The organism is Jeotgalibacillus proteolyticus (genome assembly GCF_002926065.1).
In the GTDB taxonomy this organism is placed as follows: Bacteria; Bacillota; Bacilli; order Bacillales; family Jeotgalibacillaceae; genus Jeotgalibacillus; species Jeotgalibacillus proteolyticus.
Window position 1 is genome coordinate 255,271 of record NZ_PREZ01000001.1, and the last position, 23,656, is coordinate 278,926.

The 23,656-nt window shown below is 41.3% G+C and carries 25 protein-coding genes; all 25 read right to left on the minus strand.

Annotated elements, in window-relative coordinates:
• Entirely contained in the window at positions 1 to 1,227 is a 1,227-nt protein-coding gene (locus C4B60_RS01345; protein WP_209020049.1) for a flagellar hook-length control protein FliK, read from the minus strand.
• A 27-nt stretch (positions 1,228 to 1,254) separates the two neighbouring features.
• Positions 1,255 to 1,857 (minus strand): MotE family protein, encoded by a 603-nt coding sequence (locus C4B60_RS01350; RefSeq protein WP_104055962.1) that lies wholly within the window; start codon positions 1,855 to 1,857, stop codon positions 1,255 to 1,257.
• Between the two features lie 4 nt (positions 1,858 to 1,861).
• Positions 1,862 to 2,308, minus strand: coding sequence for a flagellar export protein FliJ (fliJ, locus tag C4B60_RS01355; RefSeq protein WP_104055964.1), 447 nt, complete (start codon positions 2,306 to 2,308; stop codon positions 1,862 to 1,864).
• 2 nt (positions 2,309 to 2,310) lie between these two features.
• Positions 2,311 to 3,639: a flagellar protein export ATPase FliI gene (gene fliI / locus C4B60_RS01360; protein WP_104055966.1), complete on the minus strand. Its 1,329-nt coding sequence runs from the start codon at positions 3,637 to 3,639 to the stop codon at positions 2,311 to 2,313.
• Positions 3,636 to 4,409, minus strand: coding sequence for a flagellar assembly protein FliH (gene fliH / locus C4B60_RS01365; RefSeq protein WP_104055968.1), 774 nt, complete (start codon positions 4,407 to 4,409; stop codon positions 3,636 to 3,638). Before fliH ends, fliI begins: the two co-directional genes overlap by 4 nt.
• Complete coding sequence (gene fliG / locus C4B60_RS01370; RefSeq protein ID WP_104055969.1) at positions 4,402 to 5,415, minus strand: flagellar motor switch protein FliG; 1,014 nt, start codon at positions 5,413 to 5,415, stop codon at positions 4,402 to 4,404. The genes fliH and fliG overlap by 8 nt, the downstream gene beginning before the upstream one ends.
• A 12-nt stretch (positions 5,416 to 5,427) precedes the next feature.
• Positions 5,428 to 7,020 (minus strand): flagellar basal-body MS-ring/collar protein FliF, encoded by a 1,593-nt coding sequence (gene fliF / locus C4B60_RS01375; protein ID WP_104055971.1) that lies wholly within the window; start codon positions 7,018 to 7,020, stop codon positions 5,428 to 5,430.
• Between the two features lie 53 nt (positions 7,021 to 7,073).
• Entirely contained in the window at positions 7,074 to 7,355 is a 282-nt protein-coding gene (gene fliE / locus C4B60_RS01380) for a flagellar hook-basal body complex protein FliE (RefSeq protein ID WP_245153857.1), read from the minus strand.
• A gap of 46 nt (positions 7,356 to 7,401) precedes the next feature.
• On the minus strand, positions 7,402 to 7,854 hold the full coding sequence (flgC, locus tag C4B60_RS01385; RefSeq protein ID WP_104055974.1) for a flagellar basal body rod protein FlgC: 453 nt from the start codon (positions 7,852 to 7,854) through the stop codon (positions 7,402 to 7,404).
• A 6-nt stretch (positions 7,855 to 7,860) separates the two neighbouring features.
• Positions 7,861 to 8,253 (minus strand): flagellar basal body rod protein FlgB, encoded by a 393-nt coding sequence (flgB, locus tag C4B60_RS01390; RefSeq protein WP_104056630.1) that lies wholly within the window; start codon positions 8,251 to 8,253, stop codon positions 7,861 to 7,863.
• Between the two features lie 343 nt (positions 8,254 to 8,596).
• Positions 8,597 to 9,376 (minus strand): GTP-sensing pleiotropic transcriptional regulator CodY, encoded by a 780-nt coding sequence (gene codY, locus C4B60_RS01395; RefSeq protein WP_104056631.1) that lies wholly within the window; start codon positions 9,374 to 9,376, stop codon positions 8,597 to 8,599.
• Between the two features lie 80 nt (positions 9,377 to 9,456).
• Positions 9,457 to 10,872 carry an ATP-dependent protease ATPase subunit HslU gene (gene hslU / locus C4B60_RS01400; RefSeq protein WP_104055976.1) on the minus strand — a complete coding sequence of 472 codons (1,416 nt, stop codon included), beginning with the start codon at positions 10,870 to 10,872 and terminating at the stop codon, positions 9,457 to 9,459.
• 12 nt (positions 10,873 to 10,884) lie between these two features.
• Entirely contained in the window at positions 10,885 to 11,427 is a 543-nt protein-coding gene (gene hslV / locus C4B60_RS01405) for an ATP-dependent protease subunit HslV (protein ID WP_104055978.1), read from the minus strand.
• A gap of 34 nt (positions 11,428 to 11,461) precedes the next feature.
• Positions 11,462 to 12,361 carry a tyrosine recombinase XerC gene (gene xerC, locus C4B60_RS01410; RefSeq protein ID WP_104055980.1) on the minus strand — a complete coding sequence of 300 codons (900 nt, stop codon included), beginning with the start codon at positions 12,359 to 12,361 and terminating at the stop codon, positions 11,462 to 11,464.
• Positions 12,362 to 12,421: 60 nt separating this feature from the next.
• A complete protein-coding gene (gene trmFO / locus C4B60_RS01415; protein ID WP_104055982.1) occupies positions 12,422 to 13,729 on the minus strand; it encodes an FADH(2)-oxidizing methylenetetrahydrofolate--tRNA-(uracil(54)-C(5))-methyltransferase TrmFO in 1,308 nt (435 codons plus the stop codon).
• A 101-nt stretch (positions 13,730 to 13,830) separates the two neighbouring features.
• Entirely contained in the window at positions 13,831 to 15,912 is a 2,082-nt protein-coding gene (topA, locus tag C4B60_RS01420) for a type I DNA topoisomerase (RefSeq protein ID WP_104055984.1), read from the minus strand.
• A 254-nt stretch (positions 15,913 to 16,166) separates the two neighbouring features.
• The gene (gene dprA / locus C4B60_RS01425; protein ID WP_104055986.1) at positions 16,167 to 17,045 is read right to left on the minus strand and encodes a DNA-processing protein DprA; all 879 of its coding nucleotides are present in this window, start codon (positions 17,043 to 17,045) and stop codon (positions 16,167 to 16,169) included.
• Positions 17,046 to 17,107: 62 nt separating this feature from the next.
• Complete coding sequence (sucD, locus tag C4B60_RS01430; protein ID WP_104055988.1) at positions 17,108 to 18,010, minus strand: succinate--CoA ligase subunit alpha; 903 nt, start codon at positions 18,008 to 18,010, stop codon at positions 17,108 to 17,110.
• 18 nt (positions 18,011 to 18,028) lie between these two features.
• Complete coding sequence (gene sucC / locus C4B60_RS01435; protein ID WP_104055990.1) at positions 18,029 to 19,189, minus strand: ADP-forming succinate--CoA ligase subunit beta; 1,161 nt, start codon at positions 19,187 to 19,189, stop codon at positions 18,029 to 18,031.
• A 325-nt stretch (positions 19,190 to 19,514) separates the two neighbouring features.
• Entirely contained in the window at positions 19,515 to 20,279 is a 765-nt protein-coding gene (locus tag C4B60_RS01440) for a ribonuclease HII (RefSeq protein WP_425331145.1), read from the minus strand.
• A 58-nt stretch (positions 20,280 to 20,337) separates the two neighbouring features.
• Positions 20,338 to 21,210, minus strand: a complete 873-nt coding sequence (ylqF, locus tag C4B60_RS01445) for a ribosome biogenesis GTPase YlqF (RefSeq protein ID WP_104055995.1) — start codon at positions 21,208 to 21,210, stop codon at positions 20,338 to 20,340.
• 18 nt (positions 21,211 to 21,228) lie between these two features.
• Positions 21,229 to 21,780, minus strand: coding sequence for a signal peptidase I (gene lepB / locus C4B60_RS01450; protein WP_135122087.1), 552 nt, complete (start codon positions 21,778 to 21,780; stop codon positions 21,229 to 21,231).
• Positions 21,781 to 21,924: 144 nt separating this feature from the next.
• Complete coding sequence (gene rplS / locus C4B60_RS01455; protein ID WP_104055999.1) at positions 21,925 to 22,269, minus strand: 50S ribosomal protein L19; 345 nt, start codon at positions 22,267 to 22,269, stop codon at positions 21,925 to 21,927.
• 124 nt (positions 22,270 to 22,393) lie between these two features.
• On the minus strand, positions 22,394 to 23,140 hold the full coding sequence (gene trmD, locus C4B60_RS01460) for a tRNA (guanosine(37)-N1)-methyltransferase TrmD (protein WP_104056001.1): 747 nt from the start codon (positions 23,138 to 23,140) through the stop codon (positions 22,394 to 22,396).
• Entirely contained in the window at positions 23,137 to 23,655 is a 519-nt protein-coding gene (gene rimM / locus C4B60_RS01465; RefSeq protein ID WP_104056003.1) for a ribosome maturation factor RimM, read from the minus strand. The genes trmD and rimM overlap by 4 nt, the downstream gene beginning before the upstream one ends.
• Between the last annotated feature and the right edge of the window lies 1 nt (position 23,656).

A 23,656-nucleotide genomic window follows, 5' to 3' on the forward strand; every position in this document is an offset into this window, starting at 1 on the left:
TTACACCTCAATGTTTAAGAAAATCTGATAAAAATCAGGCGCATCATCAGTTTCCTCGTTTTCAATTTCAGGCTGTTTTCCCTGATTATGCTCTGAAGAATTCTCAGAGAATTGCTCCTTTTGCTTTTCAAAATGGCCTGACTCCTGCTGTTCATGCCGGATATCTATTTTTTCAACCTCCAGATTTTGCGCAGCCAGTGAACTTCTTAATTGCTGAAGATGTCCTTCCAGCATTTCTTTAGCAGCTGCCGTTGTCGTCATGACTCTGGCAGTTAATATTCCGTCCTTTTGAAGCAGTTCGATTCGCAAAGCGCCTAAGTGCTCAGGCTGAAGCTTTATTAGCAGCTTTTCCGCTCCGTTTTTCCTGCCGAATTTTGATTGATTCATAATCTGGCTGAATTGATCAATCAGGGATTGAGATGACTTAGGAGCTGATGAAAGCAGCTCTGATCCTCTTGTAAAATTGGTCAGCTGCAGCAAAGCAGGTTCCTGTGAAGCGACCGGTTCATTTTTACCTGCAGCGCTCTGAGTGGAACTTCCTTTAAGCGTAATAGTGGTTGAAAGCTCCTGCACTGAGAGAAAATACCGCTGCTTAGGTAAAAGGTTTTGCGTTTCGCTTCTTTCTTTCGTTAATTCATGCTGCACGGCTAAAAGCTTCGCTTCAATTTTTCCTAAAGTCTCGCTCAATTCTTTTATTAAAGGAGAAGACGAAGAAGGTCCGTCACTGCTCTTAGCAGCCTCAACGATTCCTTTTAGCTGCTTTAAAAGAGAAGCCATTTCTCTTGATAGAATAGCAGCTGCAGGTTTATCGGCTAATTTCTCTGCCGTATCTACAAGAAAAGGAAGCAGCTTTTGATCAGGTCGTTCTTCTAACTCATCTTGGACTATTACCTGTGCTGCAAAGCTTGTTAAAGCAACTTCTTCAGCAGCTGCTTTTATCATGGTGTTCAGGCTTTCTTCAGTATTTTGCTCTGAGTGCTTGTCAGCAAATTGCGTATTATTTGCCTGCAGAAGTGAAAGAGTTTCAGTTAACATTGCTTCTGCACTTTCTTCCTCATCAGCCAACAGGGGAAGCTTGTCATTTTTTTCAGAGGAACGAGTCATAAGAAGCTGCTCGAGCGTAAATCCAAAATGGTCTTTATCACGTGGACTTCCTAATTCATTTGCCATTGACTTAGTCTGGTCTTTTGAAGTCAGAGGAAGCAGATTATTTACCATCAATTTCATCATTCACCTCGCTCATAAGCGTATTTTTTAAGGTGCCTGATCTGCAAGCAGCTGTGCATATTTGGCTGCGTCTGCAGGGGGCATTTTCTCAAATATTTTAGCAACGGTATCTGTCGGAAGTGCTCTCAGGATGTCTGCTGCTTCGTTATCATTCATACTCAGCAGTACAGGTGCTGCTGTTTTACCTGACATTTCCTTGAACACAGATGCCATTTCATTGTTTCTTTTAGACGTTTCTTCCTCTTCCTCTTGCAGCTTGCTTATTTCTTCATTTAGTCGTTCCTGATCAGCGAGCGCCCTGGTGTTTTCCTCTTCCCGGGTTTTGATCGTGTTTTCTAATTCTGCGATTTTGCTGTCTTTTTCTTTTAATTGCATCTGCAATGCTTCTATCTGTTCTGCTGAAGTAACAGAATGGCCTTCCGGCAGTGTTTCATTCGCGCCAGAGAGAAAGGGAACCGGAATTCCCGCTTCCTGTGCCTCCTCCAAAACATTGATATCCAGAAGATAAAAAACGGCTAGCCCCGCAAAAAGAAGAAAAATTGCCGGGATAAAGACGATCATTAAAAACACCTGTAATTTACCTGCGGATTTTGCTTCGTTTACTTCTTCCTTTGCAGCTGGTTTATTCATATTTTCACCTGCTTCTTTTGCTCATGAATTGAATAACAGACAGTTCATCCATTATTTTTCCGTCAAGTTTTTTTTGCAGGTCTAAATACTTTACCTGATCTTTTTCCTTAATTTTTTTGTACTTTTTCACTTCAATCTGCCGTTCCTTCAGCTTTTGTTCATGCCACTGCATAGCAGACCTTGCCTCCATTACAAGCTTTTGCTGATATGCAATGCTTTTTTCGATGTTTACCAGGAACTGCTGGCTATGTCTGAGCGTTTGAACAGCAACTCCATTTTGAATGTACGCTGATTGCGACTCCTCCATGGTCTCTTTTTTCTTTAGGAGGTGATAAAGCTTCCTGGCAGTTTGTTCAAAGGATTCAATCGAATCTTTAAAATGTTCCTCTGCCTCTTTTTCTTCTCTTTCTCTGACTGTCAGAACCCGTTCAAATCTAAACTGTTGTTGCACTTTTACCACTCTCCTTTATCCGCAAGATCGATTAGCTGGTGAACACTCGTTGAAAATTCTATTTTTTCATCAAATGCCTGCTTAAAAAATCTTTTCATATGGGGGGCTGCGTTAATTGAGTCATCTATTTCCTGAGAGGAACCTTTTTTATACGCCCCAATATTAATAAGATCTTCGGATTCAGAGTGAGTGCTTAGAAGCTGCCTGACCTTTTCTGCGGCCTTGAGGTGTTTTGGTTCTGCTAAGTGATTCATTAGTCTGCTTACACTTTTTAAGACATTTATAGCAGGATACTGACCCCTGTTTGCAATCGTACGATCAAGGACAATATGCCCGTCTAAAATTCCTCTGACTGTATCAGCAATCGGCTCATTCATATCGTCCCCGTCCACGAGCACAGTATAAAAAGCTGTGATGCTTCCGAATTGATTGGTTCCTGTCCGTTCTAAAAGCTTAGGCAGGATGCCAAAGACGGAAGGTGTGTAGCCTTTAGTAGCAGGGGGTTCTCCAATAGCCAGCCCAATTTCACGCTGAGCCATTGCAACCCTTGTAACTGAATCCATCATCAGCATTACATTTAACCCTTTGTCTCGAAAATACTCTGCTATCGCAGTAGCGGTATAGGCCCCTTTAATTCTCATCAGAGCCGGCTGATCACTTGTAGCAGCTACAATGATGCTTCTCTTAACCCCTTCAGGTCCTAAATCTCTTTCAATAAATTCCCTGACTTCTCTTCCCCGCTCCCCAACGAGTGCGATGACATTTAGATCTGCTTCTGTATTTCGGGCAACCATGCCAAGAAGTGTACTTTTTCCTACTCCGCTTCCGGCAAAGATGCCAATTCGCTGCCCTTTTCCAACTGCCAGCATAGCGTCAATACTTCTCACGCCTACCTCCATTACTTCATGGATGGGGGGTCTGGTTAATGGATTGGGCGGTTCCTGTTCTGTGATAACCGTCTCCATCCCATCCGGCAAAGGCGTTTCATCGATCGGGATCCCAAGCGGATCTACTACTTGCCCGATTAAAGACTCGCCCACTTTTATTTCAAGCGGTCCCCCGGTTGCTTCAACGATACTGCCGGGGGAAATGTCCTGAATATGGGTATAGGGCATCAGGACAACGATTTCTTCCTTAAAGCCCACTACTTCTGCTTTAATGACCATGCTCTTTTTCTTAAATGAAGAATGGACATGAATATAACAAAGCTCACCGATTGAGCTTTTTGGACCCTGGGACTCAATCATTAATCCGATTACCTGCTTCACCTTCCCGTAATGGCGCATGGTAGCAACCTTTTCAACATAGGGCAGTAAATCAGCAGCCTTCATCGTGAGCTCTCCAGCACTGCTTTTAGCTTTTGCTTCATTTCATCCAGCTGAGTATCCAGGCTGATATCGATTCGTCCATTTTTCGTTTCAATGAATCCCTGATATGGCTCCAGTTCTTCTTCCGGATAGAGATAGAGCTGTATCTCAGGAGGAAACAATCCGAAAAGCTCGCTGCGTTTTTCATTTATAAGAGCAAATTGCTCTACCGCAATAAAAAGCTTTATTTCCTTCATCTCTCTCACTTCTTTTAACCCTTTTTTCACGATAGAAAGATAGCTTGAAGGATCCTCTTTAAGTGCCTGCCCCATAATTTTTTCTGCTGAAGCCATGGCAAGCTGCAGAATCACTTTTTCATTTCGGTCTAAGTGCTCCTGTAGCGCTTCTTTTGTGGAGGAGACAATATTTCTGGCCTCTTCTACTGAATGATGCAGTTCAGCAAAGCCCTTTTCCCGGCCTTCTTCATACCCTTGGGCAAAGGCTTTTTCATAGGCTTCCCTTTGCAGATTCACACGCTCGTTTTCCCACTTTAATTTCTCGTTGTCGATCTGCTTGAAAACCTGTGCAGCTTTTGCTTCAGCTTCATCTATTGCCGACAGGGCCTGCATGTTTGCTTCAGCAAGGATTCTTGATGATTCTTCCTGAGTCTGATTGAGCGTCTGATGCTCAAATTCATGAACATCCGTCCCCGCAATACTGAAAGGCTGAAAAGGAATTGATTTGGCATGAAGAGAAGGAGATTGAACAAAATCAGCTTTAATTATTCTAGACAATTACATCCTCTCCTCCGCCACGGGCCACAATGATCTCACCGGCATCTTCCAATAGCCTGATACTGCTGACGATCCTCGATTGCGCTTCCTCAACTTCACGCAATCTGACTGGTCCCATAAATTCCATTTCCTCTTTGAAATTTTCTGCCATTCTCTGAGACATATTTTTGAAGATAACTTCTTTTACATCATCCGTTGACACTTTCATAGAGAGTAAAAGATCTTCATTTTCGCACTCTCTTATCACCCGCTGAATCGAGCGGTTATCAAGTGTGACGATGTCTTCAAAAACAAACATTCTCTTTTTAATCTCTTCTGCCAGCTCAGGGTCCTGTATTTCAAGCGAATCAAGTATTAATTTCTCTGTTGCACGGTCAACCCCGTTGAGAACCTCAACGACCGATTCGATGCCTCCGGTTTCTGTCTGATCCTGCGAAACGGCGGAAGAAAGCTTTCTTTCAAGCACTGACTCAATTTCGCTTATCACTTCAGGACTGGTGGTGTCCATCAGAGCAATCCTTTTTGCGATATCTGTCTGAACCTCCTGCGGCAAAGCAGAAAGAATCTTACCGGACTGCTGAGGGTTTAAGTAAGATAAAATCAACGCGATCGTTTGAGGATGTTCATTCTGTATAAAATTAAATATTTGCATCGGATCTGCACGTTTTGCAAAATCAAATGGACGAACCTGCAATGATGAAGTCAATCTGTTTATCACGGCGTTTGCCTGGTCCATTCCCACAGCTCTTTCAAGAATGGACTTTGCATAGCCAATCCCGCCTTGTGAGATGTAGTCCTGCGCAAGGGCAATATTATGAAATTCCTCAAGAACCTCTTCCTTCGCTTCCGGTTCAACCTTCTTGACCCCTGCAATTTCTAGTGTAAGATGTTCAATTTCGTCTTCAGTAAGGTGCTTATAAATTCCGGAAGCCGCATCGGGTCCTAAAGAAATCAGCAGAATAGCTGCCTTTTGTTTTCCGGATAAGCGTTTATCTTTCTTAATGATGTCAACTCACTCCTACTCTTCTGCAATCCAGGATCTTAAAAGCTTTGCGAAATCTTCAGGTTTTTCCCTGGCCATTTTTTCAATTTGCTTTCTGCGAATAACTTCATCTGTTTCTTTCACTTCATTAACATCCGCCAGTGCAGCAGCAACCTCCTCCTGTTCAAGGATAATTTCCTCTTCAGGTTCAGCCTGATTTCTTTTCCTCATTACGAAGAAGACAAGAACACCTATCACCAGCAGTAAAACTCCACCTGCTAAATAACCCCACCATGGGATAGCAGAACCCGGTTCATTATCCTCGAAGTCGACTTTCCCATTAAACGGCTGGACAAATACCGCTACTTTTTCTTCTAAGTCATCTACTGTCAGGTCTGCTGAATATTCATTATCTATTGAGGTCTTTATAATGGTTTGCAGCATATTTTCAATATCGTTAATCCGCTCCTGTGGTAAAGAAGCCTCATTTTCAGGGTCTGGCGGCTCAACCATTACTTGAAACCCTATGTCGCGAATACGATATGGACTTTCTACAATATTCCGATGAATCCGGTTAACCTCCCGATTAATCGATTCCTCTACCCGTTCATATTCTCCATCGCCGCCCTGAGCTTCAACGAATCCTGTTAAATTATCCGTCGGGTCACCGCCTTCAGTTACCCCGCCTGCATTCCCGGTTCCTTCAAAGGTTTCAGAAATCCGCTGAGCACTTGTTTCAATTCCCTCCATATTGTCCTCATCAACTGGAGTCACAAGGTTTTCTTCTCTTTGTTCCTGATCAAAGTCAATATCAGTAGAAATGGAAACTACTACTTTATTTTGACCCATCAAAGTTGCAAGCATCGTCTGCACCTGTCTTTGCAAATCTCTCTCAATTGTTTGCTTAATAGACATTTGCTCTGTCACATTTACACCTGAAAAAGAAGAATTTTCATTTTTATAGTCAAAGTACTCAAATAATTGGTTCATTATGACGATATTATCAGTAGGAAGGTTTGGAACACTTTTGGAAACCAGATGGTAAAGCGATTGAATCTGATTTTCTGAAAATTGATAGCCAGGCTGGGTGTTTAAAACAATCGAAGCGGACCCTTCCTCTGTACTGTCCTTTAAAAACACACCCTGCTCTGGAAGGGTGATCATAACCCTTGCATCCTGCACGCCATCAATGCTTTTTATTAATTCGCCTAATTCTGTTTGCATAGCATCAAGCTTAAGCACGTTAAATTCATTGTCCGTCATGCCAAACCCCGCATTTTCACTAAAAAACGAATAATCAATGTTTCCACTTTGCGGTATGCCTTCTGCTGCAAGTTCAACCATTAGGGACTCAACCTGCTGTTCAGGAACTAAAATGGCCGTTCCTCCCTGAGTTATTTCAGATGGAATACCCCTGCCGTCGAGGTTTTCTTTAATCCTTCCAGTTTCTGAAGGCGACAGATTACTATATAAGGGCACAAGGGTGCTTTGGTTGGCAAGGAGAGCAATAGTGATAATAAGCGCTGCTAAGAGCAGCACCCCTCCTCCTCCATAAATTAATTGCTTTTTAGGCCGTTCAGCAAAAAACGTTTTAACTTGTGCGGGTAATTGCTGAAATCTCTCGTTCATCACAATCCTCCGGTCTTTCGGTTAAATGCAAAGCCATAAGAATTGAGCTTCCATTAAACAGGCATTCTCATAATTTCTTGATAAGCTTCTACCGCTTTATTTCTCATTTCCATCGTTAGTGCCAGTGATACCGATGCTTTTTGGGACGCAATCATTACATCATGTAATTCAACCTGCTCTCCATTAACAAGCTTCTTAGTCATAGCATCGCTTTGCACCTGCGCCGTATTCAATTCATTAATTGAGTTTTTGAGCATAGCTGCGAAATTTTGCTGTGCTTCAGATGGCGAAAGCTTTTGTTTATCAGAAGAATTCAGCTGAGTTAATGACTCCATCCCAAATGAAGTGACTGATTGTATCGGCATTTACTTCACCTCTTTCTTAAGATTTTCCAATTTGCAGCGCCCTCATCATCATCGACTTATTTGCATTAAATACAGTTACATTCGCTTCATATGATCGCGTCGCTGACATCAGGTCCACCATTTCCCTTAAAGGATCCACATTCGATAATTCTACATAGCCTTCCTCGTTAGCATCCTGATGCGCCGGGTCATAAAGTAATTCCCCTGGAGTTTCGGTATCCTTTCGTATGGCAGATACAGTGACGCCGCTCCCTGGAGAAGCATTCGAGCTTTTTGCTTTTGATAGTAAGGAGGAAAAAGTGTCCCCGCTTTGCTGCAGAGCAACTGATTTTCTTTTATATGGCTGCCATTCTCCATTTTCATATGTAGCCCTTGTCGTATCAGCGTTTGCAATATTCGAAGATATAACATCCATTCTTAAGCGCTGGGCAGTCAAAGCGGTGGCAGTTGTGTTCATGGAATGAAACATAACTTTTTATTTACCTCCTTTTATAACAGTATTTAAAGTGCTGAACTTTCCGCTGATTCTTTCAATAAGCGCATCGTAGTAAATTTGATTCGTTGCCATATTCGCCATTTCCCTGTCCATATCTACTCCATTTCCATTTTGACGAATACTGTAATTTCTTTCCGCAATTCGAGGTTCACCCGGATCTGTATTCATTCCAAATGGAGAGGGATTTTTTCCTGATCCGTTTGAAGATTGCAATTTCATTTCATTTTGTAATATTCCCTTGAAACTTACTTCTTTCGACTTATATCCAGGAGTATCTGCATTAGCGATATTATTAGCAATGACTTTTTGCTTAACAGATGAGTAAGCGAGACCACTTTCTATTTTACTTATTGTTCCAGTAAATAAATTCAAATCCACACCTCATTCCCTCTTCAAACAAGATAAATAAACACTTATACATCATTTTACTTTCATGCTTAATCTTAGTCTATAGCTAGACAGAAAGTAATTATAGCCTAAAAGAACCAATTTATAAAAAAGATTCTTTAAACCCAGTTTATAGAGTAATTCGACAGGATTCCTCAATTTCCTCTTGTATTTTAAATGTTTTTTTAAAATTTTATATGTACGTTGTTATTTAAGAAACATTTTCGTAATAATAATTCCATAAATATCCTTTGTCGTATTTCTTTCTTCCTCTCCTAAAAAAATGCACAAAAAAAGCCCGGCAATAGTGCCGGACCTTCTGATAAATTTAGCTGTTTTTAATATTTTCTAATTCGAAAAGGAATTTATTATTTAATACTTTAATGTAAGTTCCTTTCATTCCAAGAGAGCGTGATTCTATAACTCCTGCACTTTCAAGCTTTCTAAGTGCATTAACGATAACTGATCTGGTTATGCCTACACGATCTGCAATCTTAGAAGCAACAAGAAGTCCTTCATTCCCGTCAAGCTCTTCAAAAATATGCTCAATTGCTTCGAGCTCACTGTATGATAAAGAGCTGATTGCCATTTGAACAACCGCTTTACTTCTTGCTTCCACTTCAATTTCATCTGCTTTTTCACGAAGAATCTCCATTCCAACTACAGTAGCACCATACTCGCCAAGAATAAGATCGTCATCTTCAAAAGCCTGTTCAACGCGGGCAAGAATTAACGTACCCAGTCTGTCTCCACCGCCAATGATCGGAACAACTGTTGTTAAGCCGTTTTTAAATAAGTCTTTATTCTCAACAGGAAATGCAGTGTACTCACTTTCAACATCAAGGTTAGTAGATGTCTCAGTGATATTAAATAGATTCTTTGTGTATTCTTCAGGAAATTGACGGTCTTCAAGCATTTGTTTCATACGCTCATTTTCAATTTGCTGATTTACAGCAAATCCAAGGAGCTTTCCCTTTCTGCTTACAATAAAAACATTTGCTTCAATGACATCAGAAAGAGTTTCTGCCATTTCCTTAAAGTTTACTGGCTTTCCTGCTGATTGTTGCAGCATCGAGTTAATTTGTCTTGTTTTACCTAATAAATTCATTTTCATCAAGTCCTCCTACATTCTTAAAAAATCGATTTATATCCAATACTCATCTTTCCCTAACCAAACTAATTCAAACCCTATAGGATAAACTGGCTCAGGTCCTTGTTTTTCGCTATTGTATTAAGCTTATCGTCTACATACCCCGGGGTAATGGTAACTGTCCCTAAGGATATGTCCGACGCTTCGAAGGATAAATCCTCTAAAAGCTTTTCCATAATGGTATGGAGGCGTCTTGCTCCTATATTATCGGTATCCTGATTTACCTGATAGGCAATTTCCGCTATTCGCAGAGTAGCATCCTTAGTGAATTCAACTTCGATGCCTTCAGTCGCCAATAGAGCTACGTATTGTTTTATTAATGCGTGATCGGGTTCCACCAAAATGCGCATAAAATCATCGACCGAAAGCTTTTGCAGCTCAACACGGATCGGAAAACGCCCTTGTAATTCAGGAATTAAATCTGACGGTTTCGCTGTATGGAAAGCCCCTGCAGCGATGAATAGCACATGATCCGTTTTAACCGGTCCGTATTTCGTTGTAACCGTTGAGCCTTCAACAATTGGCAGGATGTCCCGCTGAACACCTTCTCTTGAGACATCAGCCGAAGAGGTTCCGGAAGATTTAGAGGCGATCTTGTCAATTTCATCTATAAATATTATTCCCATTTGTTCGGCCCTGTATAAGGCATCTTGGGAAACTTCATCCATATCAATTAATTTTGAAGCCTCATCATGAATAAGAACCTTCCTTGCATCTTTTACCTTCAGCTTGCGCTTCTTCTTTTTCTTCGGCATTAGATTACTTAAGGCGTCCTGCATATTCATGCCCATTTGCTCCATGCCTGATCCCTGTAGCATATCAAACATTGAAGACATTTGCTGTTCATCTACCTCAACAGTAACATTCCACTCTTCAAGTTCACCGGCTGCAAGCCGGCTTTCCACTTCTTTGCGGCGATCCTTTATTGTTGCTTCCTCTTCCTTCTGATCTTCAGGAGCATCATTGCCTCCATCTCCATTTCCCCCAAACATCATTTCAAAAGGGTTTTTAAAGGACTGGGCTTTTTTTGCAGAAGGAACAAGAAGTTTTACAAGACGCTTATTAGCTAATTCTTCCGCTTTGCCCTGCACCGAAATCATTTTTTCTTGTTTAACAATCCGTACTGAAGTTTCCATTAAATCGCGAACCATCGACTCAACATCCCGGCCCACATAGCCTACTTCAGTAAATTTGGTCGCTTCAACCTTAATGAAGGGTGCTCCTACAAGCTTTGCAATGCGGCGGGCAATTTCTGTTTTCCCTACGCCCGTGGGTCCCATCATTAAAATGTTTTTCGGAATAATTTCCTCGCGCAGCGCATCCTCCAGAAGGTTTCTTCGGTAGCGGTTTCTAAGCGCTACTGCCACTGCTCTTTTAGCATCCTTTTGCCCAACTATATACTGATCCAGACGTTCAACAATTTGCTTTGGAGTTAATTCAGTTGTTTTTTTCATCGTATCACTCCTTTATAACTCTTCAACCACAATGTTTGAATTCGTATATACACAAATATCAGCTGCTACATGCAGCGCTGCATCAGCAATTTCTTTTGCCGTCATATGATCGCCGGCATGTATTTTTAAGGCACGTCCTGCAGAAAGGGCAAAATTGCCTCCAGAGCCGATCGCTAAAATGCCATCATCAGGTTCAATCACTTCTCCAGTACCTGACACCAGCAGTAAATTCTCACTGTCCATCACAATCAGCATCGCTTCAAGACGTCTTAAAACCTTATCACTGCGCCATTGCTTTGCCACTTCAACAGCTGAACGCTGAAGATTTCCATTATACTCCTGAAGCTTTCCTTCAAACATCTCAAAAAGTGTGAATGCGTCTGCAACTGTTCCTGCAAAACCCGCGACCACCTGGCCGTTAAACAGCTTTCTTACTTTTCGTGCTGTATGCTTCATAACCATGGCATTCCCAAACGTAACCTGCCCGTCTCCTGCCATCGCTGAATTCCCTTTATGCTGCACAGCGAATATCGTTGTTGCATGAAACTGGTCCATTTAAAACGCCTCCTTATTTCAGGGTGCTTATGTATTAAGCCCTTGGATGAAATGAATTGTACGTTTTCTTCAAATGTTCTTTCGTGACATGAGTATATAACTGAGTGGACGAAAGATGAGCATGCCCAAGCAGCTCCTGAACAGTTCGTAAATCAGCCCCATTATTTAACAAGTGAGTGGCAAATGTATGCCTGAGCATATGGGGATGAATGGATGAAGTCATGGAAGTCTTCTTAACTAAAGATGTCAGCATATGCCTGATCCCTCTAGGCGTTATCGCCTCGCCTCTGTTATTAATAAACAGCGCTTGGGATTGACCGTTCTTTAAAAGCTGCAGCCTTCCTTTTTCCAGATAGACTCTTATAGCTTCCCCTGCAAAATCACCAAATGGAACATACCGTTCTTTCTTTCCTTTTCCTTTAACAAGAAGGGTGGACATCACAAGATCAATATCCTTCAGCTGAATGGATGTGCATTCACTCACCCGGATTCCTGTTGCATATAACAGTTCAAGTATTGCCTTATTTCTTAAATCAAGCGGTTTGGTTCCATTGCATACTAAAAAAAGCTGCTCCATTTCATTCTCATAAAAAAAATGAGGCAACCTGCCCTCTTTTTTAGGATGAAGGATATACGCCAAAGGATTAGATGAGACTGCTTCTTCACGCTGTAAATAAGAAAAAAAGCTTCGCAGGCTCGAAATCTTTCTTGAAACAGAGGCCCTGGAATATTTCTCCTGGTGAAGCTGCACTAAATACAGCTTTGCGTGGATTTCATCTGCATCCTTTAAATCCCTGACTCCTTCTTTATTTAAAAAAGTAAAGAAATAATCTAAATCATGGATATAATGTTCAATCGTTAAAGACGAAAAGTTTTTTTCTGTCTGTAAATATTGAACAAACTGCTGCTTCGCTTCTACAAATGCACTCTGCATTTAATCACCTCACAAAAGCCTCTAAATTCTAACACGAATTAGAGGCCTTTGCAATAAATTTTACACTTTTTTCACAAAGTTCTGAATTGTTTCTATCGCTCGTTCAGCATGCTTTTCTGCCCGTTCTTTCTTTCCTTTGATCTTCTCTCCAAGATCAGGGAATAGCCCAAAGTTTGCATTCATCGGCTGGAAATTTTTTGTGTTAGCCTGAGTAATATAGCGGGCCATGCTCCCAATAGCAGTTTCTGCCGGAAACAGGACAGGCTCCTCACCCAATGCAAGCTTAGCCGCATTAATACCGGCAGCCAGACCGCTTGCTGCTGATTCAACGTAACCCTCAACTCCAGTCATTTGGCCTGCAAAAAACAAGTTTTCTCTATCTTTAAATTGGTAGGTTGACTTAAGTACCTTGGGTGAATTAATAAACGTATTTCTGTGCATGACCCCGTAGCGGACAATTTCTGCGTTTTCAAGACCCGGTATTAAACGGATCACTTCTTTTTGAGGACCCCATTTCAAATGTGTCTGAAAACCAACAATGTTATACAGCGTGCCTGCTGCATCATCCTGTCTAAGCTGAACAACGGCAAAAGGTCTTTTACCTGTCTTTGGATCCTCAAGGCCTACCGGCTTCATAGGTCCAAAAAGAAGTGTTTTGCGGCCTCTTTCAGCCATTACTTCCACCGGCATACAGCCTTCAAAATAAATTTCTTTTTCAAACTCTTTCAGCGGTACAACCTCTGCTTCAATTAGTGCGTCATAAAAGGTATTGAATTCTTCTTCTGTCATCGGACAGTTCAAATAGGCAGCTTCACCTTTATCATAACGTGATTTTAAATAAACTTTATTCATATCGATGCTGTCTTTTTCCAAAATAGGAGCTGCTGCATCGTAAAAATATAAATATTCTTCTCCTGTAAGAGCCTTCAGCTCTGCTGCCAGTCCTTCAGTCGTTAGAGGACCGGTTGAAATAATCGTAATTCCTTCAGGGATCTTTGTAATCTCTTCTGAAAATACGGTTACATTAGGGTGTCCTTTAACTTTTGACGTAACATGTCCGGCAAACTCATGACGATCAACAGCCAGAGCCCCTCCCGCCGGTACCGCACAAGCATCCGCTGCTGAAATAATCACAGAATTAAGTGTCCGCATTTCCTCTTTAAGTACGCCAACAGCGTTTGTCAGGTTATTAGCTCTTAGCGAGTTACTGCAAACTAATTCTGCGAATTTATCTGTATGATGCGCTGCAGTCTGCCGCACTGGTCTCATTTCGTAAAGATTTACCTGTATTCCCCGCTCCGCAAGCTGCCAAGCAGCCTCACTGCCTGCCAGTCCTGCTCCTACTACATTTACTACCGGTTTTGTCATTCCTTACTTCCTCCCTGTTGCGCTTTATAAAATGATGCAGTTTCCTATATTAAGCATTTAAAGAGCCCGGCAGACTAAACCGCCAGGACTCTTTTTTTGGTTTATTGCTGATGCTCTTCTTTATAATCACAGCTCGAGCATTGGATTTGATTTCCTTTTTTAAGCTTTTTCTCAACGAGCATTTCATTACATTTAGGGCATGGACGGTCAATCGGCTTATCCCATGAGAGGAATTCACACTCAGGAAAACGGTCACAGCCATAGAAAATTCTTTTCTTTTTACTTTTTCTTTCGATGACATTGCCTTCCTTACAGGTTGGACATTTCACACCGATTTCTTTTACGATCGGTTTTGTGTTGCGGCAGTCCGGGAAGTTGCTGCATGCCATGAATTTTCCGTAGCGCCCCATTTTGATGACCATCGGGTTCCCGCAAATGTCACAATCTTCACCTGCGTATTCATCTTTTATTTCTATTTTTTCCATTTCTTTTTCTGCTTTTTCAAGATGCACTTCAAAATCCTTATAGAATTCATCAATTATGTTTACCCAGTGAATTTGGCCATCTTCAACACTATCCAGATCTTTTTCCATTTTTGCTGTAAATTCCACATCAATTATTTCAGGGAAAAATTCTACGATAAGTTCAAGAACAATTTCTCCAAGTTCAGTAGGAATAAACCGCTTATTGTCGAGTGAAACGTACCCTCTTTTTTGAATGGTATCAAGCGTAGGAGCATAAGTTGACGGTCTTCCGATACCCAATTCTTCAAGCGTTTTTACTAAACGTGCTTCTGTATACCTTGGAGGAGGCTGAGTAAAATGCTGCTTTGGATCGATCTCTTCGGATTTCGCTGTTTCTCCTTCTTTTAAATCGGGAAGGAAGTTTTCTTTTTCATCAGACTGATCATCATTTCCTTCAATATATACCTTCATAAACCCTGGAAATTTCACTTTTGATCCCGTTGCCCGGAACTGAACTTCTCCATTTAAAAGATCAACGCTCATCGTATCCATCACTGCAGGCGCCATTTGACTTGCGATAAATCTTTCCCAGATCAGCTTGTAGAGACGATGCTGATCACGGCTTAAAAACGCTTTAACCGAAGCTGGAGTTCTTAAAGCGCTTGTTGGACGTATCGCTTCGTGAGCGTCCTGGGTTTTTGCTGATTTTGATTTATCTTTTTGCGGCTCCTGCTGAATAAACTGTTCACCATACTCTGAACGGATAATTTGACCCGCTTCCTGCTTTGCAACATCTGAAATACGTACGGAATCTGTACGCATGTATGTGATTAACCCGACTGTTCCTTCTTTTTTGCCAAGCTCAATTCCTTCGTACAGCTGTTGTGCAAGCATCATGGTCTTTCTCGCTCTGAAGTTAAGCTTTCTTGCAGCTTCCTGCTGAAGCGAGGAGGTGATAAAGGATGGCGAAGGATTTCGTTTTCGTTCTTTTTTCGTAACGTTAGAAATTGAGAAGTCCTTACCCTTTACCTGGCTTAGGACAGCCTTAACATCTTCTTCATTCTCAAGCTTCTTTTTCTTGCCATTAACCCCGTAAAAGCTCGCGTTAAAAGTATCTTTTCCTTTTTTGAACGTTCCGTCTATTGTCCAGTATTCCTCTGGCTGGAAATTTTTAATTTCATTTTCACGATCCAGGATTAAACGGACAGCAACTGATTGAACTCTTCCCGCACTTAATCCTTTTTTAACTTTCTTCCATAAAATAGGGCTGATATTATAGCCTACCAGGCGGTCAAGTATTCTTCTTGCCTGCTGGGCATCAACACGATCCATATCTATTTTTCTTGGATGCTTAAATGATTCCTTTATCGCATCCTTTGTAATTTCATTAAAGACAACCCGGCAATCCGAGTCTAAATCCAGATCAAGACTATGAGCCAGGTGCCATGCAATTGCCTCACCCTCACGATCCGGATCGGCCGCGAGATATACTTTTTTGGCTTTCTTTGCAGCTGATTTTAATTCTTTCAGAACCGGACCTTTTCCCCGGATTGTTATATATCTCGGTTCAAATTTTTCTTTTACATCAACACCCATTTGGCTTTTTGGTAAATCTCTAACATGCCCCATGGATGCGCGTACTTTATACTTTTTTCCTAAATACCGCTCTATTGTTTTTGCTTTAGCGGGTGATTCAACGATCACTAAAAAATCTGCCATTCAAAATCCTCCCTAGAGGTAAACTTTTCATAATTATTAAGTGTAACTATAGTTGCATTCAATTAATTCTGTCAATAAGTTTCAATTTTATATGTGTTTTTTGATAAGTCGTTTCAAGCCTGTCATCAAGTGAATGAGAACGTTTTCTGCTTGAAAAATAATGCAAATTCCTTCTTATGTGAAAGAAAGCATCTGAAGCACAATGTAAACCATATTTTTTTAAAAAGCAACTATTTTAATATATATTCACAAAATTAGCTTATTCCCCACTCTACAAGGATATCTTTTGCAGAAGTAACCGAAACTGCCCCTTGTTTGATTAAATGGTTTGTTCCGGCTGACAGCTCATCGGTTATTGGTCCCGGTATGGAAAAAACATCTCTTCCTTCTTCTAAAGCCCGGTCTACCGTTATCATCGACCCGCTTTTTATTGCGGCTTGCGTGACAAGAATCCCTCTTGTCAAACCTGCAATAATTCGATTTCTCATTGGAAAGAAATGCTTCGACGGCTTTAAATACGGGGGGTACTCACTTATTAGCAGCTGTGAAGATTCCATAAGGTGATAAAGGTTTTTATGAGCAGACGGGTAAAGATGATCAAAACCGCTTCCGAGCACTCCAATGGTACAGCCTTTTAATGAAAGTGTGTGGGCAATTCCATCTGCACCAAGCGCCATCCCGCTTACAATGCAGATATTTCGTTCTAGCAGAGGGGGGATTATTAACTTAAGACACTGGGCAGTATAAGCTGTTGCTTTTCTTGCCCCGATAATGCCTAAAAAGTCAGCAGCCTGCAGCTTGCTTTTGTCCCCTTTAATATAAAGGACCAGTGGCGGATCGTGGATTTCCTTCAGCACAGAAGGATATTCTTCGTCAAAGATTGTCATAACATGAATTTGCTGTCGAATAAGGCGCTCTTCAATAAAAGAATAAGAGAAATTGAGGTAATTTTGTTGAAGATTGAGGGATTTTTTAGGAGATAGATTTAATAATGATAAAAGGGATGGGTTAGCTTTTGAATATTTCAGGCTTGTCAGAAAGGGGTCAAGCTGGAGGAGTTTTAATGTTTGATGGTTTGACAGAGTATGATAATAATGGAGTCGTATTAAGCTTTCTCTTTTGTTTAATGTCATATTGCTCTCCTTTTTGAAATAGAGAAAAAGCCCCTTATTACAGGGGCTATTCTCCGAATTTATTAATGTGTTTTACATTTGTCGTAGATACCTTTTTCTTTTAATACTTTAATTAACGTTTCACCCATTACAGAAGGTGTGTCCGCTACTTTAATTCCACATTCGTTCATCACTCTGATTTTTTCCTCGGCTGTACCTTTACCACCTGAGATGATGGCGCCTGCATGGCCCATACGCTTACCAGGAGGTGCAGTAGCACCGCCAATAAAGCCGACTACCGGTTTCTTCATGTTAGCCTTTACCCACTCTGCCGCTTCTTCTTCAGCTGTTCCGCCGATTTCACCAATCATAATAACCGCATAAGTGTCTTCGTCGTTATTAAAAGCTTCTAAAGCATCGATAAAATTGGTTCCGTTTACAGGATCTCCGCCGATTCCAACTGCTGTTGACTGACCGATTCCTTCCTGAGAAAGCTGATGAACCGCTTCATAGGTCAGTGTACCTGAGCGTGAAACAACTCCTACATGGCCTTTTGTATGAATGTAGCCCGGCATGATGCCGATTTTACATTCATCAGGAGTAATGACCCCAGGGCAGTTAGGACCAACAAGACGGGTCTTTTTACCTTCCATGTATCGTTTCACTTTAATCATGTCGATTACCGGAATATGCTCCGTGATACAAATCGCCATATCAAGCCCGGCATCAACTGCTTCTAAGATTGCGTCGGCAGCAAAAGGAGCTGGTACATAAATGACAGAAACATTCGCGCCTGTTTCTTTTACTGCATCTTCTACCGTGTTAAAAACAGGAACGCCTTCTGCTTCAGTTCCGCCTTTACCCGGCGTTACACCTGCAACAATTTTAGTGCCGTACTCAAGCATCTGCTTAGTATGGAACAGGGCAGTTGCACCCGTGATTCCTTGAACTAATACTTTTGTATTCTTATCAATAAAAACACTCATCTATGCTCCCTGCCTTTCTTAGCCTACTAATTCCACAATTTTTTGAGCGCCATCAGCCATCGTTTCAGCTGCAACGATATCAAGACCTGATTCATTCAGGATTTTCTTGCCTAATTCAACATTTGTTCCTTCTAAACGAACAACTAACGGCACGTTAAGTTCTACCTGTTTAGCAGCCTCAACAACGCCTTCAGCGATAATGTCACACTTCATGATGCCTCCGAAGATGTTGACAAAGATTCCTTTAACAGCTGCATCAGATAAAATAATTTTAAAAGCTTCTGTTACTTTTTCAGCTGTTGCGCCGCCCCCAACATCAAGGAAGTTAGCGGGATCTCCGCCGTAATGCTTGATAATATCCATCGTGGCCATCGCAAGTCCTGCACCATTTACCATACAGCCGATATCGCCATCAAGGGCAATATAGCTGAGGTCGTATTTTGATGCTTCGATTTCTTTTGCATCTTCCTCATCCAGATCACGGAATTCCATAACATCCTTCTGACGGTATAAGGCATTTGCATCAAAATTTAATTTTGCATCAAGTGCCATTACATTGCCGTCGCCGGTCGTTACTAAAGGATTAATTTCAGCAATCGAACAGTCTTTTTCAACAAACATTTTATAAAGTCCCAGCATAAACTTCACTGTCTTATTAACCAGCTCTTTAGGGATATTAATATTAAACGCTACACGTCTTGCCTGGAATGCTGTTAATCCAACTACAGGATCAATTGTTTCACGGAAGATTTTTTCAGGAGTTGCTTCTGCTACTTCCTCAATTTCCGTTCCACCTTCTTCTGAAGCCATTAAAGTAATGCGTGAAGTTGCACGGTCAAGTACAAGGCCGATATAATACTCGCTTTTAATATCGCAACCTTCTTCAATAAGAATCCGTTTGATCTCTTTTCCTTCCGGGCCTGTTTGGTGTGTAACCAGCGTCTTGCCAAGAAGTTCTTTAGAATATGTACGCACATCGTCTAAATTTTTAGCAATTTTGACACCGCCAGCCTTGCCTCGCCCTCCAGCATGGATCTGTGCCTTTACTACTGTAACTGCAGAGTTAAGTTCTTTTGCTGCTTCCACCGCATCTTTCGGTGTAAATGCAACAAACCCGCGCGGGACGGATACCCCATATTTTCTGAGGAGTTCCTTTCCTTGGTACTCATGGATATTCATGTTCCATCCTCCTATCAAACTCTTTTGAAAATAGACTGCGCTTTCATTGTATTAAATGACAGGTCCTGTGTCTACCGTTTATGACGAACTTGTGAAAAAAGCGACAAAGTTTTATTTCAATCGCTTGGTTAAAAACGATATCGAATAGCATAAGTTTTTCTTTTAATTTCCTCAAAGCAGACAGCAGCGCCACTATTAAGCTCTTTAAGCGTGTCAAAAAAGTTTTTAGGGGAATTGGACTGCGATTTGTTCAAACGCCTTTAAATAGGCGTCAAAGGATAATTCCGTCAGCCCGGTCCTTTCAATGCCAGAATCGAATTTATTTTTACTCATTTACAGATAAGCGGACTGGTGCAAATGTTTTTCGGTGCTCCTTGCATGGACCAAAGGACGCTAACCCATCTAAATGCTCTCTTGTTCCGTATCCTGCATTTTTTTCGAATTTATAATCAGGGTATATTATGGACAGCTCTTTCATATAACGATCTCTTGTTACTTTAGCAATAACCGATGCAGCTGCTATTGAAATACTTTTTTCATCCCCTTTAATGATCGATTGCTGGGAAATAGGAAGCTCAAGTGCCATGGCATCAATCAAAAGCATTTCAGGTTTCACAGATAGGTCTTCTACTGCTCTGGTCATGGAAAGCTTTGCGGCCTGATATATATTTACTCTGTCGATTTCTTCAGCTCCTGAAAATCCAATGCCCACTGAAACAGCATTATAGAGAATTTCTTCATAAAGCTTCGTCTTATTGGCGTCAGAAAGCTTTTTAGAATCATCAAGACCGGGTAAATAAAAATCCTGGGGTAAAATAACAGCTGCCGATACTACCGGACCTGCGAGCGGGCCTCTGCCCACCTCATCTACTCCTGCAATCAAGGTTATGTTTTTGTCTCTTGCCTCTTTTTCAAAGAGAGACATTTTCATAAATTTATTATGTAAACTTTCCTGTTTCTTTATTTTTTTATCAAAAGATTCAAGCAGCCTGATTACTCCTTTTCTTGCGTCCTTTCTCCATAGGGCAATCGTTGGATCATCAGGAGAAGTTATTGTCTTCAGCTGCTGTTCAATTTCCTTTATCGGGATTGTCACATCAGTTACCTCCATAACTTAAAAATAAGAAAAGACCCTGTTAAAGACAGGGTCAATCAGCAGACTCCTTAACTTCCTCAAGCACTTCAAGGTCAAAGGTTATGGGACCAAGCTGTACATTCCGCACGTCACGTATAATGACTTCTGCTGTTTTATCATAGTCCACTATTCCACCGGCCATAAGACAGCCTCTTCTCTTTCCGATCACTTCAAAAAGTTGCTCTATTTCTTCTGGAATTTCTTCCATTTCATAACGGTTTTTTAAGCGCTCAGGGTAATACCGCGTAAGAAAGTTTAACGAATAGATAGAAATATCCTGAAGGTTAAGAAGGGTATCCTTAATTGCACCGGTTAAAGCAAGTCTGTACCCTACCTCAGGATCCTCAAATTTTGGCCAGAGAATACCAGGTGTATCGAGAAGTTCCATTTCCTTGCCAACTTTAATCCACTGCTGAGCTTTCGTTACTCCCGGGCGGTTACCCGTCTGTGCTATATTTTTTTTAACGAGCCGGTTTATAAGTGTTGATTTCCCTACATTGGGAATTCCAACAATCATTGCCCGCACAGCTCTTGGCCTCATTCCACGGGATCGCATCCGCTCCCATTTATCATGAAGTATCTCCATCGTTGCTTTTTGAATTTGCTGCAGCCCTGTCCCTTTTTCTGAATTGATGGCAAGCGCTTTTATGCCTTTATTTTCAAAATAGCTGATCCATTGTTTGGTACGGTTTGGATCTGCCATATCAGCTTTATTTATCAGAATCAATCTTGGCTTCTGATTAATGATGTCATCAATCATTGGATTTCTAGACGACATAGGTATACGTGCATCCACCAGTTCAAAAATAATATCAACCAGCTTCAGCTTTTCCGTAACCTGACGCCTTGCTTTTGCCATATGGCCTGGAAACCATTGGATGGTCAAGCTGATCACTCCTATTTGTTATTTACTTAAAACTTGTATTTCTTCAAACGGCCAGAAAACTAATCTTGTATCACCGATTACTTCATCAATACTAATGGTCCCGATATGTCTGCTGTCCTTGCTGTAGCGCCGGTTATCACCCATGACAAACAGCTCCCCTTCAGGCACCATTTCTTCACCTGTAAGCTCTTCGAGTGTAAAGTCTCCTGTTAGTATTCCACTGTTTAACTCATCTTTATAACGATCAAGATAAGGTTCTGCAAAGGGTTTACCGTTTACAAAAAGCTGATCATTTTCATAACTTATTTTATCTCCGGGCAGACCGATGACCCGTTTAATATAATCCCGGTTTTCAGGGGCATGAAAGACGACTACGTCAAAACGTGCAGGCTCTGAGATTTTATAATTCAGCTTATTTACAATCATTCTGTTTCCATCATGAAGCGTAGGCATCATCGATAAACCATCGACTACGATTGGGGTGAACAAAAAGAATCGTATTACTGCGGCAATTGATACAGCAATGAGCAAAGCCTTTGTCCATTCCCACCATTCATTCTTTTTCTTCAAGTGGTTCAACCTCCGCCAATAAATGCTAGAATGTATTGCCTTCCTTGATATTGTAGCATAAAAAATATTCAAGCAGATAAGGTTATAACAGGGGAACAAGGCTAAAAAAAAGAAGCCTGCTGTGAGCAAGCTCCTTTTAGTTTCTTATCGAATTTCTTTAATGCGGGCCGCTTTACCACGCAGATTGCGTAGGTAGTAAAGTTTCGCACGGCGAACTTTACCGCGACGCACAACATCAAGCTGAGCAATCTTTGGTGTGTGGACAGGGAATGTACGTTCAACACCTACGCCGTAAGAGATCTTACGTACAGTAAATGTTTCGCTTACACCGCCACCACGGCGTTTAATTACAACACCTTCATACACCTGGATACGCTCACGGGTTCCCTCAACAACCTTAACGTGTACTTTAACAGTATCACCAGGCTTAAAAGACGGAAGGTCCGTACGTAGCTGCTCTTGAGTAATTTCTTGAATTAAGTTATGCATCGATTTCAACTCCTTCCAACAGATGCTCTTGCCTCCTAAAGCTTGTGCAGCGGAACACCGTTTTCAATGGCCTGTTTACATTTGTAAACTTGGCACAAGATTTATAATACCATACTGATATGGACTATTCAACTCTCTTTTTCTCTTTTTCAAGCTGGATAATCCAATCTTTTTGCTGCTGGGATAAGGGATACGATTCTAAAAGGTCTGGACGCCTTTCCCAGGTTCTTTTGAGAGATTCCTTCATCCTCCACTCCTCAATATGAGCGTGGTTGCCGGATGTTAACACACCAGGCACTTCAAGACCGCGGTAAACAGCAGGACGAGTATAGTGCGGATGCTCAAGCAGTCCGCTTGAAAAAGAATCCTTCTCGGCTGACTCTGCATTGCCGAGAACTTCAGGAAGGAGCCTGACGACGCTGTCTATTATGACCATCGCTCCAAGCTCTCCTCCCGTAAGAACAAAGTCACCAATGGAAATCTCATCAGTAACAAGATTCTCACGGATTCTTTCATCGTATCCTTCATAGTGTCCACAAATAAAAACAAGATGATTTTCATTTGAAAGCTCTTCTGCTTTTTTTTGAGTGTATGTTTCTCCTTGTGGACAAAGTAAAATTACCCTTGGCTTTTTTTCCCCAGAAGAGGTTACATGGTCAATTGCTTCGAAGATCGGTTCAGGCTTTAACACCATGCCTGCTCCTCCGCCATAAGGATAGTCATCGACCGATTTTTGTTTATGCGGCGAAAACTCCCTAAAATCAATTACATCAAGCTCAACTGCTTTTTTTTCCTGAGCTTTCTTTAAAATAGATTCTCCAAATACTCCCTGGAACATTGACGGAAATAAAGACAGCACATCTATTTTCATTCAAGCAAGCCCTCAATAACTGTAATGATGATTTGCTTTGAGGAAGGATCAACTTTTTTTACTACAGATTCGATATAAGGAATCAGCAGCTCTTTTCCTTCCGGAGTTTTCACTACCCATACATCGTTTGCACCTGGTGAAAGAATTTCATTTACTTCTCCAAGGGTCTTGCCCTCATCTGTTGAAACGCTGCAGCCGATGATCTCGTGATAATAAAATTCATTGTCTTCAAGATCGGTCAGCTGGTTCTCTGAAATTTTCAGCATTCCTTCTTTAAAGGTCTCAACCAGATTTACATTATCATAACCTTCAAAGGTCAGCAGATCGAAATTCTTGTGCTTACGGTGGGTTTGTATTGTCAGCTCAACTGGAGCCTGGGCTGAATCTTTAAACAAAAAAAGAACGTTTCCAGGGGCATAGCGCTCATCAGGGAAGTCCGTTCTTGAGATGACACGCACTTCGCCGCGTATGCCATGAGTATTCACAATCTTGCCCACATTAAACCATTCAGTCATT